The 17797-nt window shown below is 66.2% G+C and carries 17 protein-coding genes and 1 pseudogene; 9 read left to right on the forward strand and 9 right to left on the reverse strand.

Annotated elements, in window-relative coordinates; translation table 11 throughout:
- Positions 1-148 precede the first annotated feature (148 nt).
- Entirely contained in the window at positions 149-514 is a 366-nt protein-coding gene (locus ACJ70B_RS08350) for a group I truncated hemoglobin (protein ID WP_408959937.1), read from the reverse strand.
- Positions 515-720: 206 nt separating this feature from the next.
- On the opposite strand from ACJ70B_RS08350, the gene hemC reads away from it, so the two are divergent.
- From hemC to ACJ70B_RS08370, 4 genes are all read left to right on the forward strand, one after another.
- Positions 721-1866 (forward strand): hydroxymethylbilane synthase, encoded by a 1146-nt coding sequence (gene hemC / locus ACJ70B_RS08355; RefSeq protein WP_408959938.1) that lies wholly within the window; start codon positions 721-723, stop codon positions 1864-1866.
- 15 nt (positions 1867-1881) lie between these two features.
- Positions 1882-2691, forward strand: coding sequence for a uroporphyrinogen-III C-methyltransferase (gene cobA / locus ACJ70B_RS08360; protein WP_408959939.1), 810 nt, complete (start codon positions 1882-1884; stop codon positions 2689-2691).
- 3 nt (positions 2692-2694) lie between these two features.
- On the forward strand, positions 2695-3432 hold the full coding sequence (locus tag ACJ70B_RS08365; protein WP_408959940.1) for a uroporphyrinogen-III synthase: 738 nt from the start codon (positions 2695-2697) through the stop codon (positions 3430-3432).
- A 78-nt stretch (positions 3433-3510) separates the two neighbouring features.
- Positions 3511-4989, forward strand: a complete 1479-nt coding sequence (locus tag ACJ70B_RS08370; RefSeq protein ID WP_408959941.1) for a DHH family phosphoesterase — start codon at positions 3511-3513, stop codon at positions 4987-4989.
- 120 nt (positions 4990-5109) lie between these two features.
- On the opposite strand, the gene ACJ70B_RS08375 is transcribed toward ACJ70B_RS08370, so the two are convergent.
- Complete coding sequence (locus ACJ70B_RS08375) at positions 5110-5865, reverse strand: PHP-associated domain-containing protein (protein WP_408959942.1); 756 nt, start codon at positions 5863-5865, stop codon at positions 5110-5112.
- A 930-nt stretch (positions 5866-6795) separates the two neighbouring features.
- Here ACJ70B_RS08375 and ACJ70B_RS08380 point away from each other — a divergent pair.
- Together ACJ70B_RS08380 and ACJ70B_RS08385 are read left to right on the forward strand one after the other, a co-directional pair.
- Positions 6796-7716, forward strand: coding sequence for a hypothetical protein (locus ACJ70B_RS08380; RefSeq protein ID WP_408959943.1), 921 nt, complete (start codon positions 6796-6798; stop codon positions 7714-7716).
- Entirely contained in the window at positions 7713-8531 is an 819-nt protein-coding gene (locus ACJ70B_RS08385) for a hypothetical protein (protein WP_408959944.1), read from the forward strand. Before ACJ70B_RS08380 ends, ACJ70B_RS08385 begins: the two co-directional genes overlap by 4 nt.
- A 24-nt stretch (positions 8532-8555) precedes the next feature.
- On the opposite strand, the gene ACJ70B_RS08390 is transcribed toward ACJ70B_RS08385, so the two are convergent.
- A complete protein-coding gene (locus ACJ70B_RS08390) occupies positions 8556-8948 on the reverse strand; it encodes a hypothetical protein (protein ID WP_408959945.1) in 393 nt (130 codons plus the stop codon).
- Positions 8949-9142: 194 nt separating this feature from the next.
- Here ACJ70B_RS08390 and ACJ70B_RS08395 point away from each other — a divergent pair, with 194 nt between their 5' ends.
- Together ACJ70B_RS08395 and ACJ70B_RS08400 are read left to right on the forward strand one after the other, a co-directional pair.
- Positions 9143-9460 (forward strand): DUF5783 family protein, encoded by a 318-nt coding sequence (locus ACJ70B_RS08395; RefSeq protein ID WP_408959946.1) that lies wholly within the window; start codon positions 9143-9145, stop codon positions 9458-9460.
- Positions 9461-9543: 83 nt separating this feature from the next.
- Complete coding sequence (locus tag ACJ70B_RS08400) at positions 9544-9909, forward strand: NifU family protein (RefSeq protein WP_408959947.1); 366 nt, start codon at positions 9544-9546, stop codon at positions 9907-9909.
- Between the two features lie 92 nt (positions 9910-10001).
- On the opposite strand, the pseudogene ACJ70B_RS08405 reads toward ACJ70B_RS08400, so the two are convergent.
- The 4 genes and pseudogenes from ACJ70B_RS08405 to ACJ70B_RS08420 all read right to left on the reverse strand — a co-directional run.
- Positions 10002-10190: pseudogene (locus ACJ70B_RS08405) on the reverse strand (ketopantoate reductase family protein); the annotation flags it as partial.
- A gap of 134 nt (positions 10191-10324) precedes the next feature.
- The gene (locus tag ACJ70B_RS08410; RefSeq protein WP_408959948.1) at positions 10325-11230 is read right to left on the reverse strand and encodes a ketopantoate reductase family protein; all 906 of its coding nucleotides are present in this window, start codon (positions 11228-11230) and stop codon (positions 10325-10327) included.
- Between the two features lie 91 nt (positions 11231-11321).
- On the reverse strand, positions 11322-11615 hold the full coding sequence (locus ACJ70B_RS08415; RefSeq protein WP_408959949.1) for a hypothetical protein: 294 nt from the start codon (positions 11613-11615) through the stop codon (positions 11322-11324).
- Between the two features lie 96 nt (positions 11616-11711).
- On the reverse strand, positions 11712-12050 hold the full coding sequence (locus tag ACJ70B_RS08420) for a hypothetical protein (RefSeq protein ID WP_408959950.1): 339 nt from the start codon (positions 12048-12050) through the stop codon (positions 11712-11714).
- Between the two features lie 389 nt (positions 12051-12439).
- On the opposite strand from ACJ70B_RS08420, the gene ACJ70B_RS08425 reads away from it, so the two are divergent.
- Positions 12440-13351, forward strand: a complete 912-nt coding sequence (locus ACJ70B_RS08425; RefSeq protein WP_408959951.1) for an alpha/beta fold hydrolase — start codon at positions 12440-12442, stop codon at positions 13349-13351.
- 224 nt (positions 13352-13575) lie between these two features.
- Here the strand turns inward: ACJ70B_RS08425 and ACJ70B_RS08430 are convergent, their stop codons facing one another.
- On the reverse strand, positions 13576-17214 hold the full coding sequence (locus ACJ70B_RS08430; RefSeq protein ID WP_408959952.1) for a DNA polymerase II large subunit: 3639 nt from the start codon (positions 17212-17214) through the stop codon (positions 13576-13578).
- Between the two features lies 1 nt (position 17215).
- Positions 17216-17635 (reverse strand): PPC domain-containing DNA-binding protein, encoded by a 420-nt coding sequence (locus tag ACJ70B_RS08435; RefSeq protein WP_408959953.1) that lies wholly within the window; start codon positions 17633-17635, stop codon positions 17216-17218.
- Positions 17636-17797: the final 162 nt, after the last annotated feature.

Consider the following 17797-nt stretch of genomic DNA (forward strand, 5'->3'; position numbering starts at 1 on the left):
GAGCAAGGGTGAGAAAACAGCGCGACTTCGACGGAACGGTACCGGAACGACCAGCGCAGGTGTCGGTCCAGCGGAGCGCGACGGGCCGGTGGCTCCGCGCTCATGTCGCTCGCCCGGAGGAACGTCTCGCCCGAGTCGTGGACCTAGCTCAGTCGGCCGCGGTGACGATATCGGACTTATAGCTCGCGATCTCCTCGAGGACGGCCTCGCGGTCGTCGTTGTCGACATCGAACTCGGCGAGGGCGTCGTCGAGGTGGGTCGCGATCGCCCGGAAGTCCGACGGCGTGATGCCCATTCCCTCGTGGGCCGCTTCCATCTCCGCGCCGGTGTACTCGACCGGACCGCCAGTGACCGAACTGATAAACTGGGCCTGATGAGCGCGCTGTCGTTGCATATCGACGTCATCGAAGTAGTCGGCGACCTGTTCATCCGCCACGACACGGTCGTAGAACTCGTCGACGACGGCCGCGATCGCGTCCTCGCCGCCGAGTCGCTCGTACAGTGAGTCCGTCATCGGGCATACGTCCTCATGTTAGGTACATAAATATCACCCCGAACACGTCACGCAGAATAGTTGTGTGGTATTATCACACATGCTCTTGAGCAGGGAGTGTCGGCCAGAGGCCCGGCCAGCCCGCGGATAGTGCGTCAGCGAGGACCGTGACCTGCGTGCGTCGGACAAGCGTGCGCTTTTCATACCCCAGGCACCGACTGACGCCTATGAGAACGCGCGGGACGTTGCGACTGGCGACGAGGGGATCTGCACTCGCCCGGCGGCAGGCCTCACTAGTGAAGGAGGCTCTGGAGGACCGCCGGTACGAGGTCGAACTCGTCACCGTCGAGACGACGGGCGACCAGATCAGAGACGAGTTGCTCCACCGCCTCGGGAAAACGGGGGCGTTCGTCCGCGAACTGGACGAGCGCGTCCTCGAGGGCGACCTCGACGGCGCGATCCACTCGATGAAAGACATGCCGACCGAACAGCCCGACGAACTCGTGACCGCCGCCGTCCCCGAACGGGGCCGACCGGGCGACGCGCTCATCACGCCCGACGGGTCGACGCTCGAGGAGCTACCCGACGGCGCGACCGTCGGCACCTCGAGCCTGCGCCGGCGCGCCCAGTTGCTGTCGACGCGCGAGGATCTGGCGGTCGAGCCGCTCCGGGGGAACGTCGACACGCGCCTCGAGAAGCTGCTCGCGCCCGCATTGCAGGCAGAACATCAGGAGCGGACGGAGGCCGATAAAGAGCGGAAAGGGAACACCGGAAACGAGGATTTCGAGCCCGAATACGACCGCACCGTCGACGAGTGGTTCGACGAGCTGTCCGAACTCGAAAAGCAGGCGCTGAGCCGTGAAGTCGAAACGGAGTACGACGCGATCGTCCTCGCACAGGCCGGCCTCGAGCGCAGCGGGCTCGCCCACCACGTGGACTATCAGAAGCTCTCCACGGAGTCGTTCGTCCCCGCGCCCGGACAGGGAGCGCTCGCGGTGACCGCGCCCGACGGCGAGACCGCCCGGGAGATTCAGACCGCGATCGACCACCCGCGGAGCCGCGTCGAGACGACCGTCGAGCGGGCGATCCTCGCCGAACTCGGCGGGGGCTGTATCGCGCCGGTCGGCATCTACGCGGTCGTCCAGGGCGAGTACGTCCACGCGACCGTCAGCGTCTTCGACCGCGACGGCGAGGCGTCGGTGGCCGGCAGCCGCGACCTGCCGATCGAAGACCACGCCGCGGCCGCCCGCGCGTTCGCGCGAGATCTCGCGGACCGCGGCGCGGCCGAGTTGATCGAGGACGCACGCGAGGCGACCGACGGCGACGAGCGCGAGGACGGCGTCTCCGAGGAAGATAAGCCCGAGGGGAAGTAGCTAGCGAGTATCGACATGGCAGGACCCGACACCGACGCCGAGCCCGGCACCGTCTACCTCGTCGGCAGCGGCCCCGGCGACCCCGAGCTGTTGACCGTGAAAGCAAAGCGGCTGCTCGAGGCGGCCGATGTCGTCCTCCACGACAAGCTTCCCGGGCCGGAGATCATCGAGCAGTTGCCCGAGGATTGCCGCGAGGACGTCGGCAAGCGCGCCGGTGGCGAGCGCACGCCCCAATCGGAGATCAACGAGCGGCTGGTCGAACTCGCCCGCGAGGGCAAGGCCGTCGTCCGGCTGAAAGGCGGCGACTCGTTCGTCTTCGGCCGCGGCGGCGAGGAGGCCGAGTACCTCGCGGCCCACGAGGTTCCCTTCGAGGTCGTTCCCGCAGTGACTGCCGCCATCGCCGCGCCCGCGGTCGCTGGCATCCCGGTTACCCACCGCGATCACGCCTCCTCCGTCTCCTTCGTCACGGGCCACGAGGACCCCACGAAGCCGGAATCCGCCGTCGACTGGGAGGCCCTGGCCGCGACCGGCGGCACGATCGTCGTCCTGATGGGCGTCGGTCGCCTTCCCGACTACACGAAAGCCCTGCGCGAGGCCGGCATGGAACCCGAGACGCCGGTCGCGCTCGTCGAACGTGGCACCTGGCCCGGCCAACGGGTCGCGACGGGCACCCTCGAGACGATCGTCGACGTCCGGGACGCGGAGGACATCTCGCCGCCCGCGGTGACGGTGATCGGCGACGTGGCCGGCACGCGCGCGTCGGTCGTGGACTTCCTGCAAACCGACTACGGCGCGGCCGCCGCCGAACCGGGGGCCGAGGAGTAACGGATGCGCGAAACGCCCACCACCGCCGTCTTCCGCCCCGACGACGACCGCCTCGAGCGCGCCGTCGAACTGCTCGCAGATCTCGGTGCCGAGCCCGTTCCCGATCCGATGCTCGCCGTCGAATCGACCGACGCGACGCCGCGGACCGACGCCGACTACGTCGTCTTTACGAGCAAGACCGGGGCCGAACTCGTCTCCGAGGCGGGCTGGGAGCCAAGCGACGAGACCGTCTGCGCGATCGGTCCCGCGACGGCCGACGCGCTCCGCACGGAGGGGTACGCGGTCGACCTCGTCCCCGAGGAGTTCACCTCGAGCGGCCTCGTCGACGCGCTTTCGGACGCCGTCGACGGCGCGCGCGTCGAAGTCGCCCGCAGCGATCACGGGAGCGCGGTCCTGCTCGAGGGACTCGAGGCGGCTGGCGCGTACGTCCACGAGACGATCCTCTACCGGCTGGTGCGACCCGAGGGGAGCGGCGAGTCGGCCGCGTTGGCCGCCGCCGGCGAGCTCGACGCCGCCTGCTTCACTTCGTCGCTGACCGTCGAGCACTTCCTCGCGGCCGCCGCCGAGCACGGGGTTCGAGAAGCGGCTCTCGAGGGGCTCGCGGACGCGACCGTCGGCGTCATCGGCGAGCCGACGGCAGAGACCGCCGCCGAGCACGGACTCGAGGTCGACGTGGTACCCGAGGAAGCGACCTTCGAGGCGCTCGCTCGAGAGACGGTCGCGGCGGTCGGGGACGAGTAGCGTAGCTCGAGCGGCGGTGCCGGAACGCGCATCCGGGAACTTATCCCGGATGGCGACCCATCATCGACAGATGCACCGATGACAGGGCCGGTTCCCGAACTCGAGGATCGCGCCACTGCGTGCGCCGAGCGCTTGTCCGCGGCCGACCGCGTGCTGCTCGCGTCTCACATCGACGCTGACGGACTCACCAGTGCCGCGATCGCCGCACAAGCGCTCGAGCGGGCCGAAATCCCGTTCGAGACCGTCTTCGAGAAACAGCTCGACGAGGCCGCGATCGCGGACATCGCGGCGACCGACTACGAGACGGTCCTCTTTACCGACTTCGGGAGCGGCCAGCTCGATCTCATCGGCGAGCGCGAGGATGCGGGCGATTTCACCCCCGTCATCGCGGACCATCACCAGCCCGCCGACCGGGAGACGGAGTACCACCTCAATCCGCTGTTATTCGGGATCAACGGCGCGTCGGAGCTGTCGGGTGCCGGCGCGAGCTACGTCCTCGCGCGGGCGCTCGCGGGCGTCGCCAGCAGTTCTCGAGGTGCTGCCACCGACGGTGGGGCCGTTACGGAACCCACGGGGACGACGGCCCGCGCCGACAACCGCGATCTGGCCGCCCTCGCAGTGGTCGGGGCCGTCGGCGACATGCAGGCCTCCGGCGGCGAACTCCACGGCGCGAACGCGAAGATCGTCGAAGAAGGCGTCGACGCCGGCGTCCTCGAGACGGGCAAGGACCTCGCGCTCTACGGGAAACAGACCCGGCCACTGCCCAAACTGCTCGAGTACGCCACCGACGTCCACATCCCCGGCGTCTCGAACGACGCCAACGGCGCATTGCGATTTCTCGATGGACTCGAGCTCGAGTTGAAACGCGACGGCGAGTGGCGGCGCTGGGCCGGCCTGACGAACGAGGAAAAGCAGACCGTCGCCAGCGCGCTGGTCCGGAAAGCGGTCTCGAGTGGCGTTCCGGCGTCGAAGATCGACGGGCTCGTCGGCACGGCCTACGTGCTGAGCGAAGAGCCCGTCGGCACCGAACTCCGCGACGCCAGCGAGTTCTCGACGCTGCTGAACGCGACCGCCCGCTACGAACGCGCCGACGTGGGACTGGGCGTCTGCCTCGGCGATCGAGACGGCGCGCTCGAGCGCGCACGGCAACTTCTGGACGAACACCGGCGGAATCTCTCAAACGGGATCGATCTCGTCACCGAGACGGGGACGACCCAGGAGGAGCACGTCCAGTGGTTCCACGCGGGCGATGAGATCCGTGAGACCATCGTCGGCATCGTCGCGGGGATGGCGATGGGAAATCAGGGGATCAGCCGCTCGAAGCCGATCATCGCCTTCGCAGAGAAAAACGACGAGGAACTCAAGGTCTCCGCCAGAGGAACGCACTCGCTCGTCCGCAAGGGACTCGACCTCTCGGCCGTGATGGGGGAGGCCTCCCGCGCCGTCGGCGGCGACGGCGGCGGTCACGACGTTGCAGCGGGCGCGACGGTCCCGAAAGGGCAAGAGGAGGCGTTCGTCGAGCGCGCCGACGAAATCGTCGGCGAACAACTCTCCTGACGGCCGCTCGAGCGAGGTGGCATGCGGTGTTGCGCTGTCCACAGTGAGCAACAGCGAAGTGTGAGACGACGGCGAAATCGGCGAAATCGGCAAAATCGGCCGGTCAGTTCCGTGTCGTCACTAGGTCGATCTATCCATCGACGCCGGCACTGTCGGCACCAGCGGTGCACGCGAGGTGAACACGTACGCCGTCTTGCGTACCGCCCCCTTTCCGTACTGGACGGCGCTCTTGCGAATCGGCGTCCGCTTGCCGTAGATCTGGGTCCGTCCCTCGAGGATCGCCTCGATGAGATCGTTGCCGTCGATGTCGGCCTTCGTGGGAGTTGCCGCGTCGGGCGTGACCAGGACTTCGGTGTAGGCTTTGCCGACGTTGGGGAGATAGTGAGCATCGCTGGCCCCGATCTGGGGGTAGTCGCGTCGCTTCGCGAAGGTCCGAGCGCGACGGTTCCGGTAGCCGGTAAAGAGCATCGAGTTGTAGGTCTCGATCGCGTCCGCGTCGTCGATCCAGCGCTTGCGGACGCCGTGACGGCTACGCTGGAACGGGTGTGGAACGATCGCCACACCGCCTAACTCGCGGACGGTCTCGACGGTCTCCATGAACGGCTGCCCGGGATCGGGACGTCGCTCGACCCCGATCGCCAACAGGTGGCCGTGCTCAGTCGAGACCTCAACGCCGGGGATGCCGATCAGGCCGTACTCGGGCGCGAGGTCGGCAGCCCGGCGGGACTCGTCGATCTCGTCGTGGTCGGTGATGACCACCCCGTCGAGCCCGATATCGGCAGCGTGCTCGAGGATGAGTTCGATCGGTTCGTGCCCGTCGTAGGAGTCGTCGGAGTGAACGTGGAAGTCGATCGCAAACGGAATCTGCGTGGTCATGGGAGGTGGCGACTGTCGGATACAGCGGGGGGTGTACCACTAATAGCTCGTTGGCGCGCATAAACGCTGTGCTGCCGCCCGGTGGCAGGCTGCCGGACGCATTCAATATATCGTTATATGGTATATCGGGGCAAGTGATCGATACCGAGAACCGATAGAGGAGAGCATGAGAGGCGACTCCTCGGCGATAGAGGCAGACAGCGACCATAGCGACGGACACCGAGCTCGCAGTTGCGTCGGCTGTACACCAATGTCTCCGCACCGATCCGAGTCGTCCGGGGCTGCCGACTCGACGCTGGCAGTAAACGCCGACAAGACTCGAGCGCAGCGCCGGCGACCGATACCGAAAAGGCGACGGGCCGAGTGACCCGCTCGAGTGCTCCCGTTCGCCGGAATCCGTGGAGGCGGTGGTGACGCAGTGGTATCGTGGCCGGGAAGCGGCGGCCGCCGGCACGACCGGCGGTATACAGTGGCCGGCGTCGTGTGTCAGTGCCTGCAGCCGTCCAAAGGAGCGGGGCACCGAGAGGCGACCGGTTCGACCGGGATCCGACCTGAGAAACAGGCGGTGACAACTCCTGACCACTGTGCGAACCGCTCGAGCGGGAGTCACCGTGTTCGATCTCGGAAAATGGCGTGAATGAATCCTATGACGATATATGAAACCGATCCGATGAGCGTCATCGCTTGGCGAGTCGAACGCCGAGTAGCGATGCTCGAGCACAAATCGACGCTCAGGACGGGCGCAAAACCGATTAGTGCGGGACTCGCGGACCGCTCCCCACACCGAATTCAGGCAGTCGATCCGGAAACAACCCGCCTCGAGCCGCGTGTAGGCCGTTGAGAGAAAAAACGATTCGGGAGATGGTCGACGTTCCGATGGACTTATAATATTTTAGGCTAGCCTAAACGAATGGACGACGCGAGGGAACCATGGTCGGAACGACACTCCGAGAGATCCGCGATCACATCGAGCGGCTGGCCAGCGACGACGGGGCGTTCTACGTCGTCGGCGCGCGCTCGGGCGAACGGCCCGTCCCGGTCGCCGGTCACCGGTTTGCGACCCGGACGGGCGCGGCCGAAGCCGCTCGAGCGACCGAACAGTACCGCGCCGCGCTCAGACGCTACGATCCGCAGGTGCCGTTTTACGATCCCATCGTCTGCCAGGAGCCGCCGGCGAGCACAGCTGATGACGCGGTCGCGACCGAAACCGACAGTTCGGATCGACCGCACGCGAACGACGAGCCGTTCGGGCGGGTCGACACAGAGAATCGACGGATTGAGAGCCCGCTGATCGAGTTCTGTCACGACGTCTCGGGGGCCATCTTCGAGGCGCTCTCGTCTCGCGGCCACGAGGCTGCCGAACGGGGAATCATGGACACGTATCTGGCCGCGGCCGAAGCGCCGACCGACCGGGACACGTTCTGTCTGGTGATGCTCGAGACGATGGCGTCGGAGCTCGAGCGGCACCTCGATACGGCCGAGCGGACGCAGATCCTGAAGGCGGCCGCGGCGACTCTCCCGCCGGTCGACGCCGCGACGGATCCGGTGAAAGCGAGTCTCGCACACTTGGACTCGCTTTCACTGATGAGCGAATACGGCGTGTGCCGCGAGTCCGATGGTGCCGGGGATTCCTGGACGGTCTCCCTGCGGGGATACGCCATCGAATGCGACGAGCGACGGTTCCCGACCCTGCCGATCGGGATCGATCTCCTGCGGCGGACGACGACGCCGACCGAGACGTTCGGAATCACCGACGTGACCGCTCTCGGGGACGGAGACTGGCGGTTCGTCCTGACCAGCGACGAGGCGGAACGCGGCGGTCTGGTCTGTACGCAAGGTGAGAACGCGTGAGCGATACCACGGCCGTCCACCGGGCGCTGACGCGTGTCGAGATGGAACGCGAGGCGGCCACGGATCGGGCAGCGGCGTTCGAGGCGTTCGAGCGCCGCGTCCGAGACGTGCCGGCCGAACCACCCACTGCCGAAGGGGCCCGATATCGGCGGGGAACCACCGGGACACCGGCGGCGGCGATGGCGACGGCGGTTGGAGTGGCGGGATCGACACCGTCGACGTCGGACGATCGCTGCGTCACCGTCCGCGAGGCGTTCGCCGAGACGGTCCGTCAACACAGCACCGCCGACGTCGCGACCGACGACTCCCCCGTCGAAGCGATCGCAACGGAGCTAACCGAGGACATCGCCGTCGCGCTCGCGGCCGAAACCGGCTGGTCGCCGGCGCTCAAACGCGCCGTCCTCGAGGCGACCGCCGACAGAAAACGCGAGGCGACGGCGGTTTGCGACGCACTGGACGAGGAACGACAGGCACTCGAGACGGCGATCGACGACATCGACGAGATCGTCGCATGGCTGCGGACGACGGCCGACGAGTCGCTGCTTCAGTGTGGCTTCGACGTGCTGCGGGCGAAACACGACCGCCTCGAGCGCTACCGTAATCGGCTCGAGACGCTCACGAGCGAGCGACAAGATTGTCTTACCGAGTCGACGAACCGGAACGAGACCGGCGGAACGCACCACCGGTCGCTAGTAATATCACTTTACGCTGACCTCTCCGTTCGGTATCCGCTGTTGTCGACCGCGACACGGCTGTACGGAATCTGCGGCGACTGCCAGCGAACGGTTCGGGCACACCTCGCACGCCGCGTCTGAACGGCGATCGGCCGGTGGACGCGGCTACTCCACGGGCCGTGACAGCCCCTCCGGAACGAGGTCCCGAAGCGATACGCCATTGAGTACCTCGCCGACCTCGATCGGGCCGTCGGCCGCCGAGACGGTGTCGTGGATCCGCCGCATGCACTCGAGGAGCCCATCGACCGCGGCCCGACGCGTCGAAACGCGCCCGATCGACTGCGTGACCGTCTGGTCGGTCACGAAATATCGGTAGCGCAGTTCCCAACATCGACAGAGGCCGAGTCCCGGGTGCGACCGATCGGCGAGCGTGCTGTCCGCGATCAGTTCGATCGACGGCCGATTATGACGATAGACGAGTCGATCGCCGCAGTACTCGGCGAGCCCCCACCGCGGCGGCAGCGCTTCTCGCGGAATGGGGTCCTGATCAACGGCCATATGCGGCGCTCTCGCCGAGAGCGAGGGTGTTCGTTCCGCTTGCAAGTGCGGGCGCTTATATGTGAGCGTCGCGCTGACCGGCGATCCGTCTCGAGTCCGACCACCGAACCGCCGATCAGGCCGCTGCTCGAGCGGATCAGCGACGAGCGCGGCCGATCGTCCGACTTTTGTCCTCGCCACCGCTTGTCTCCGGTATGGCCGATTTCGATCCCGAGAAGTTCGAGGACAAGTACGCCAACTACTTCCCCGAGCTCCAGCAGGCGTACAAAAACGCATTCAACCGGATGAACGACCGCTACGACTCCCAACTCGTCCACGCGATCGACCAGCAGGTGCTAAACGAGAGCGAGCCTTTCTACGAAGGCGACGGCGAGTTCCGCATCGAACTCCCCGACGACCCCTACGGGCGGATTTCCGGAGTCGTCGTCGACGAATCCAAGTTCGAAGACGTCCTCGAGACCCACATTGAGGAGATCGAGACCGAACTGCGGCGCGTCTTCGGCTTCGTCTGAGGGTGACCGCAGCCGGCGGGCGACGCCGGCAGCCGAACGTGGCGGACGGAAGGTTTAGGGGGGCCGATACCCAAGGCAGTACTATGAGTACTGAGACCCAGAACGACGGGGGCGACCTCGAAGAGCGTGTGACGAACTTCCTGCGACGCAACTTCCCACAGATCCAGATGCACGGCGGTAGCGCCGCAATTCAGGACATCGATCGCGAGAGCGGCGAAGTCAGCATCGCTCTCGGCGGTGCCTGCAGCGGCTGTGGCATCTCCCCGATGACGATCCAGGCAATTAAGAGCCGGATGGTCAAGGAAATTCCCGAGATCGAGACGGTCAACGCCTCCACCGGCATGGACGGTGGCGACGACATGGGCGGCGGCATGAGCCCCTCCTTCCCCGGTGAGACCGTCGACGACGACGGTGGCGAAGCTGACGAAGGCCCGGAAGCACCGTTCTAGCGCCTCGGTCGTCCCGTTCGGTCCAACGCTGTCGTTTTTCGTTGTTACTCGGTCAGTCGCGGCCTCACCATCGACCCCTCGAGCGAGACGCGCTATCGAAGGTCCCGGCCGCGCTCCCACGTCTTAATCAGCGCCGCCAGCGTCCGATTCGTCGGCGACTCGAGCCCGGCCTCGGCCGCACGGTCGACGACGTAGCCGTTGATCGCGTCGATTTCGGTGCGCCGGTCAGCTAGCACGTCCTGTTGCATCGAGGACGTATTCGCCGCGGTTGCCTCGGCGACGACGGTGGCGAAGCTGACGAAGGCCCGGAAGCACCGTTCTAGCGCCTCGGTCGTCCCGTTCGGTCCAACGCTGTCGTTTTTCGTTGTTACTCGGTCAGTCGCGGCCTCACCATCGACCCCTCGAGCGAGACGCGCTATCGAAGGTCCCGGCCGCGCTCCCACGTCTTAATCAGCGCCGCCAGCGTCCGATTCGTCGGCGACTCGAGCCCGGCCTCGGCCGCACGGTCGACGACGTAGCCGTTGATCGCGTCGATTTCGGTGCGCCGGTCAGCTAGCACGTCCTGTTGCATCGAGGACGTATTCGCCGCGGTTGCCTCGGCGACGGCCTCGAGTGCAGCCAGCGCCTCGCGGTTCGAGAGGGAGACATCGCGGGCGCGGGCGACGCGAGCAGTTTCGCGGGTCGCCGCGCGCGCGAGGTCGTTCGCCGGCTTGGCGAGGACCGCCCCGTTCTCGGTCGCGGTCAGCGCCGTTACGGGGTTGATACCGGCGTTGACCGCGAGTTTCTCCCACAGGCGACGCGGCATGTCCTCGGCGACGACCGTCTCGAGGCCGGCGGCGGCAAACGCCGCACCGACCTGGTCTGCGAGCGCCGAGGGGCCGCCGTCCCGAGCGCCGAGGACGACCTCGCCGCGGCCCGTACACGCGACGACGCCCGCCTCTCGACGGATCGCGCCGTACGTGGCGGTTCCTGCAAGCACCGGCGTCTCGAGTCGCGAGGCCAGCGTCGCTTCGTTCCCCATCCCGTTTTGCAGGGAGAGGACGGCGTCGAACGAGCCCGTCGCGAGCGCGGCCGCGGCAGCGGCGGTGTCGAACGACTTGACCGTCACGACGGCGAGGTCCGCCTCGAGTCCCGTCCCGTCGGTCGTCGCGGCGGGAGTGACACGGGTCTGGCCGTCGACGGCACCCTCGAGGCGCAGTCCCGATTCGCGGACGGCGCGGGCGTGGTCCTCGCGTGCGACGAGAGTCACGTCGTGGTCGCGTGCGAGCAGGCCGCCGAGGAGGCTGCCGAGGCTGCCCGCACCGAAGACGACGATGTCCATGGCTCGAGGTGTGCAGGCGCGGTAAAAACGGTTGCCGTCGGCGGCCGGACGCCGGTACCCAGTGACAGTAGCCCGTCTCAGTCTTCGGTGCTCAGTCTTCGGTCCAGTAGTACAGCTCTTCGCGGTCAGCGCCGCAGTTCGGACACGCGTCCGGAATATCGCTATCGAGTCGGCCCATTTCGCCACACTCCCAGCAGCGCCACATGAGTTCCGCCTCGCCGAACTCGTGGCCCGATCGGACGTGCTCGACGCTCAGCCCCTCGAGTCCGTCCTGCAGGGTGACGTAAAGTCCGTTCTCGTCGACGCCACGGATCCGGCCGATTTCTGTGCCGTCTTCGGTGTAGACAGTCGTTCCAAACGCCAATCGCGGTCGTTCTTCGGCCATGTGACTCACCGGGTGACGCTACGCTCCGTTTTGAGATAAACCTATGAGTGCGATATGAAATAGGGTGGCCACGGAGGCGAACCGGCCGACGAACACTTAGTCTTCGGTCCAGTACATCAGGTTCTCCTTCTCGGTGCCACAGTTCGGACACTCGTCGGGGAGTCCACCGTCGATGTCGCCCATCTCGCCACACTCCATGCAGCGCCACATGAGTTCTGCCTCGCCGAACCCCTGGCCCGAGCGCGCGTGATCGACGCTCAGCCCTTCGGCTCCGTCGCGAGTGGTGACGAAGAACCCGCTTTGTTCGAAGCCGCGGATGCGCCCGAGCGCCTCACCGTCCTCGTCGTATACCGTCTGCCCGAAACTGAGGTCCTCAATTTCCTCGATTGCCTCTTCGTCGCCTTCCTTCGCCGGTGTCTCGCCAGTTTCGACCATGGAAGTGCCTACGCCAGCGACGCCGATAAAGCCCAAGCGCGCATTATTCGACCCGGCCGCTCGAGGACGCACGCGCGGCGATTCAACCGTCGCGAGGCTCGGTGGATGCCAGTGCGATAATAGAAACCGATATACACGCTCCAGCGAGAGACGCGTATCATGATAGTTTGTCGCACCCCAGCGTCGGTCGACGGTGTCTTTTCGGACGGAATGGGGGCCCGCAGGTCACGACGACCGAGACCGGCGTTGATCGGTGGAGCAAGACTGGATACCAGGTGCCCGGTACGAACGGACGACACGGATTCACCGTCGTCACGGATAAAAAACTTCAGTGGCAATGCGGTCCCTCATACGAGCGCGGGCCATTGTACTGACGACGTGATTCGATCATGAGCGGAACCGGCGTCGCTACCATCGGCGACTGTCGGATCGCCTACCGGCGAGCGGGAACGAGTGGGCCACCCGTCGTCCTCTGTCACGGTGCCGGCATCGACGATGCGACCGTCTCGTGGCGGCACGCAATCGACGCCCTCGCGGACGACTACCGCGTCTACGCCATCGACTGGCCGGAGTACGGCAACAGCACGGGCGACGTGGCCCACACCGTCGAGACGTACGTCGACGTCCTCGAGGGGTTCCTCGAGACGCTGCCCTTCGACCGCGTTTCGCTGGTCGGCATCTCGATGGGCGGGGGCGTCGCGCTTGGCTACGCGCTGGCCAATCAAGACCGCGTCGACCGGCTCGCACTCGTCGATAGCTACGGCCTCGGGGCCCGCCTGCCGAACGCCCTCCAGTGGAAAGTCCTGTCGCAGGTCCCCGGTATGACCGAGTTCGGAAAGATCGCCGCCAGCACCACCACGGCGAGCGTCCGCAGCGTCCTCGATAGCCTCGTCGCCGACGCCGACGCGCTACCCGACCCCTTCGTCGAGGACGTCCGGCGGAAGCTGATGGAGCCCGGCTCGATACGGGCGTTTACCGAATTCCAGGAAAACGAACTCTCCTTCAGCGGCCGCGTCAAGACGAACTTCACCGACGACCTCGAGTCGCTGTCCGTCCCGACGCTGCTCGTCCACGGGAAACAGGACCCACTGGTCCCCGTCGAATGGTCGATCCGCGCGGCGGACCTGCTTCCGAATTCGGAACTCGACCTGATCGAGAACTGCGGCCACTGGACGCCGCGTGAGCGCCCCGAGCGGTTCAACGAGAGCCTCCGGAAGTGGCTGCCGGACCCGCAGTGTGCACCCCAACCACAGTACACCAAAGCGGAGATGCCGGGCATCACGCGCGTCGGCAGCGATTGAGTCCGACGTTCGTCCGTTCTACGGTGGCCGGGAGTGCGCCTCGAGCGACTGCGAGAGGCGCACGACCCGGGGGAGGGCAGGCGGTTACCCAGTCACTGACCGCGAGTGAGCGCCGACGGCGCGAACGAGCGGGCCGACGACCGACCCAACGGGGAGGGAGGAGTGCTTTTGATGGAAATTTTCCCGAGTGCGATCGCTTCGCGACCGCACGCAGCGCAAATTTCCTACATGAAATCCTCGATGCCGCTTTGCTTGTTCTTGTCATTCTCGAAAATGCTCTCGAGCGAGCGCTCTAAGACCTCTAAGCGCTGTTTCGTGTAGGGCCGGCAGTCGTACTCCTCGGCGACCTGGATCGCGGTCTGCATGTACTTGTTCACCGAGCCCTTGTGGACGGTGAGATTGACGCGGCCGCCACACTCCCGACAGTCGCCGGTCAGGGGCATCCGACGGAACTTCTCGCCGCAGTCGAGACACCGGGTCTCCTGGCGGGCGAAGGCACGGAGATTACCGATGAGGTCCGGCAGGAAGTGGTACTCGATGACCCGCTCTGCCACGTCGGTCTCGTCGACCGCCTCGAGTTTCCGCGAGAGCTCGAGTTGGGCGTCCATCTTATCCATCATCGAGCCGAGCGTCTTGTACGCCGAGAGGTCGGGACCCATCGCGATGTCGGTGGTGTCGTGGGTGTGCTCGAAGCCGGTGTACTCCAGATCGGTACCGAGGTTCTCCTCGGCGATCTCGACGTCGACGTCCCCGGGGTCGGCCTGCTCGCGGGTTGCGAGGTAAAACTCGCGGGGATACTGCGAGACGACGTCCATGTTGTGAGCCTCGTCGTCGATCTCGGAGGGGTCGATCCGGGAGGACATGACGAGGGGCGCGTCCATCTTGCCCCCCCGTTGGTCGGGCAGGAACGACTTACTGAAGTTGAGAAGGCCGTCGAGAAGGAGCATGACGCAGTCTTCGTCACCGTCGCAATTTCTTCGCTTCGCGGCGTGAAAGTACGGATGAGCATATCCGACCGCCGCGCTCGTGAATCCAATTACTCTCCCGACAGTTGCTGCCGAGGTGTGCGGTGCCATCCCGAAGACGAGTTCGCCGACGAGGTCCTGCCGATCGTCGAACTCGTGGAACGGCTCGAGGCCGTAGTACTGCTCCAAGAGATCGTCGATGAAGTCGGCAGTTTGGAGCATGTGTTCGGCCGCGCCGTCCGAGAGGACGATGTCCTGTACTTTGAGTTCGACCAGCTGGTCCTCGTGGGTGAGCGGTTCGCCGTGGATGTCCGTTTCGTAGCCAAGTGCCTGCAGTTGGCCGACGTCGATATCGAGTTCGCTCGCCCGAACTGACGTGACCGGGAGGTCGGTCATGTCGTAGCGGACGGTCCCGTCTTTGAACGCCGAAACGTCGTGTTTGGCCCGTAGAATTCCCTTTTCGATGGGTTCGGGAATCTTGTTCGTCGAGGTGAGCCCCTTGACGCCTTTCAGGATGTCGAAGGCGTTCTCGCGCTCGCCGACCGACTCGAGGGCGGAGCGGTACTCATCGTTGATGTCGATCTCGCGGGGTTCGACGCAGGTGCCCTCGCGCTCGCAGCGGTCGCACTCGACGCGGCCGGCGTCGTCTGGCTCGAGGCGCTGGTCGCAGTCGGGACAGCGGTAGTCCGGCGTGGTCCGGGCGTCGCAGTCGGGACAGCGGTTCTTGAACGTCTCCGTGCCACAGGACTCACAGCGCTGGCGACCGATCCCGATTTCGACGACGCCGGGCGTGTCCGACATCGTCTCGGCGTGTTTGGCCGCATCGGCGACGTTGCGTTGTGCGCCGCCGGCCTCCCCGATCGGGAATAGCGTGTGGACCGGCGGGCTCAGATCGCGGCGCTCCGATTTCTCGGGCCGGCCCATTCGATTGCCGATCCGCGTGGGGGCGCGTTCGCGGACTCGGAAGGGAGCGACCTCGTTGACCGCTTCGATGGCGTTGTCGCCCTCGGTTTCGTGACCCCACGTTCGCGCGCGATCGGAGAGGTCGGCGCGGGTCCACGTGCGCTCGAGTTCGATCGCGGACTCGCTTTCCCGGCCGTCGGGATCGAGTGCAGCGCCGTCGGCGGCCGTCCGCCGGGGGTGACAGCCTAGCGTGTGGACGAACGGCCGCCAGTCGTCGACCTCGATGCGGTCCTCGTCTTCGCGCTGGCAGTGTTCGATGACGATCGTCTCGAGGGCGTCACTGACGGCCTCATCGTACGTGAGGACGAGGACGCTATCGTCTCCATCGTCCTCGATCCGGCCGTCGGTGACCGCCGCCGCGAGGTCACAGAGGGCGTCGACCGAGAGGTCGTGCCAGAGGTAGGTGTACTCGGGGTGGAGGGGCGCGTCGTACTCGCGGGCCCACTCGAGTGCGTCCTCGGCGTCGGGATGCTCGAGGTCGATCCGGGGGTCGTCCTCGAGGGCCTGGGTGTCTGCGCCGGCGGCCGCGAGGTCCTGAATCCACCATTCGTCGGTGTAGGAGGCGGGGGCCAGCGGGTGATTGTTCTCGACGAATTCGCCGTAGTTGACCAGATACTCGCCGAGGTCGAGGATCTCCTCGACGCCGTTTCTGATCTCGAGGGCGTCCTCGGGGTCGTCGATCCGGCGAACGTCGCCGTTTGCCAGTTTGACCGTCGGTCCCTCGATGGAATCGACGGGGACGACGCCCGCCGCTTTGCCGGGGCGTTCGGTCTTGATCTGGGTGCCCGTCGCGAGGAAGTCGTCGACGAGGTGCATCGCAGCGGGGTGAACGCCGGCGGTCGCGAAGCCGTGGTTGCGCGCCCGGCCGTAGCGCAGCCGGAAGCCGCCCTTCGCGCAGGGATGGGAGAAGACGGGGCGGCCGGCGATCAGGTCCCGGAGGAACTTCGTCGATTCGTCGACGCGGGGCGGGCCTGCGAGTTCGCCGTTGCTGTCGTCAGTCTCGTCGGCCGCCGACTCGGCGTCGGCCGCGTCCTCGCTCTCGTCGTCGCTGTCCGTGTCGCCCCCGTCGTCCGCGCTCTCCTCGTCGCCGGCGTCGTAGTAGGTGCCGTCGATGAGGTCCTGAAGCCACGGCCAGTCGACCTCGTCTAAGTTTCGGGTGTAGCGCTGGATCTTCGGGGCCTTCAGCGCGATCCCCTCCGCGAGGACGAGACACATCCCGCCGCGGGCGCTGTTGGTGTCGACCCGCTCGAGATCGCGAAAGCCCGAGACCTCCTCGTCGCCAGTGGCCTCGCCGTCGAGCATGATCGGCATGTGTTTCGCGATGAACTTCGTCTCCTTGTCCTTCGGCGTGTACTGGAGGCCAGTCTCCTTGTCGTACAGCGAGATCTCTTCGGCGTAGCGCTCGGTCTCGTCGTCGCGGGCGTCGTAGGACTCGAGGCCGACGAGTGCACGGGTGTAGTCTGCGACCAGTACCGACAGCGCCTGTGCGGTCCCGCCGGCCGAGCGGATCGGACCGGCGTAGTAGACGTTGACGAACTCCGTCCCGTCGTCGTTTTCGAGGATCTCGACCTTGTCGATCCCCTCGATGGGAGCAGCGACGACCCCCTCGGTCAGCAGGGCGACCGCGGTCCGGACCGCGCCCTCGACTTTGCCCGCTTTCGTCTCGTAATCGCCGACGCGGCCCTCGGCGAAGTCCTCCGCGAGTTCGAGCGCGGCCTCCTCGCGGCTCATCTCCCCCTCGAGTTCGCGGACGCGCTCGGCGACACCGTCGATCCCGAGGATGTTCTCGACGCGGTCGGCCATGTCCTTGGCGACCGGAATCTCGACCTCGGGTTTCGGATCGCCGCCCCGTTCTTTGGCCCGCTCGGCCACGTCGAACGCCTCGTCGAGCTGTGACTCGAGGCGTTCGAAGTAGCGCTCGTCTTCGGCCCGCATGTCAGAGCCAGAGATCCAGTTCGGTCTCCTCGTCGTATTCACGTTCGAGAGGCTCCTCGAAAACGCGCATGTGGACCTCGCCGGCCCAGACCGTCGCCTCGTTCAGATGGCCGGCGACCGTCTCGCCGTCGGGCCCCGAGAGGACCGCGTGCGTGTGAGCAAACCGCTCACCCTCGAGCCACGACACGTTCCCGGTACAGCCGGCGACCTCGAGCGGTTCGTCGAACTCGATCGGGTGGTACTCACAGGTGTCCTGATCGTAGAACCACAGTTCGGCGTCCTGGACCGCGCCTAGGGCGGTAAACCAGGCGGCGTCTGCCTCGACCGCGTCCGCGAGCGCCTCGACCTCGGCCCGCCAGTCGGCTCCCGTCTCGAGGCGAGCAACGTACTCCTCAGTGGGTTCGACGGCTCGATAGTTCATACGACACACCAGTATCTGCCGGTAGAAAAAGTCCCGCGTTCGGCCACGGTAACTGGCTCATGATACCACACCACGCAATAGTGCGAACTGATGGCCATAAACAGTAGCCAATGGATTCGTTTGCCCGTTAGAGCACAGAATAGCGCCAGATAGTCCAACTTC

Source organism: Natrinema sp. 74, assembly GCF_046097095.1.
Taxonomy (GTDB): Archaea; Halobacteriota; Halobacteria; order Halobacteriales; family Natrialbaceae; genus Natrinema.